This is a genomic window from Mycobacterium sp. E342, assembly GCF_001667665.1.
Taxonomy (GTDB): domain Bacteria; phylum Actinomycetota; class Actinomycetes; order Mycobacteriales; family Mycobacteriaceae; genus Mycobacterium.
Genome location: NZ_LZJM01000335.1, coordinates 1 through 650, shown reverse-complemented (window position 1 = coordinate 650; position 650 = coordinate 1). Strand labels below are relative to the sequence as shown.

The following is a 650-nucleotide window of genomic DNA, read 5'->3' as shown; positions in this document are numbered from 1 at the left end:
CGCAACGTCGAGGTGCACCACCACGGTGGTGTGCTGCCCGTGCGGGCGGCGCGCCGCTTCGGTGTCCCACCCGGTCTCGACCAGGCGCAGAAACGCCTCGAGCGTGCCCGGCACTGGCGGCGCGAGATCTGAGTCGTGGTCACCATTGCCGTGCTCGTGTTTCCACTCGGCGATCAGCGCATCCCGATGAGACGCCAACGCGGCGTCGAACTTCGCCGCGTCGGGGTGCGGCAGCCTGATCCGCCAACAGGTGAACTCCTCGTCGGCGGTCTTGGTGATCGCCGGCTGCGGTTCAGGTCCGCTCTCGGGTTCGGGTCGCGGTTCCAGCTTGACCGCGGTGCGCAGCTGGTTGACCGTGGCGACCCGCGCCAACTGCGCGTAATGCTCATCGGATCCCTCACCCGCGCGCGCGGCGATGACGCCGAGTTGATCCAGCGACAGTCGACCCTCCCGCATGCCTTGGGCACACCGCGGAAATGCCTCGAGCCGGCGCGCGACGGTGGCGATCGTGTGAGCGTTCGCCGACGACAAGCCCAGCTTCCAGGCCACCAAGGCCGCCACCGAGCGTGCGCCCGTGGCCCCGCAGAGCTCGTCGCGATCCAGCTCGGCGACGATCTCCACAATGCGCCCATCAATCGCATTGCGCTGAC

General features: G+C 68.9%; 1 protein-coding gene. It reads right to left on the bottom strand.

Annotated features, from left to right (window positions below):
• Positions 1-650, bottom strand: a 650-nt coding sequence (locus A5692_RS27220; RefSeq protein ID WP_156766319.1) for a DUF222 domain-containing protein, incomplete at both ends; no start/stop codon positions are given.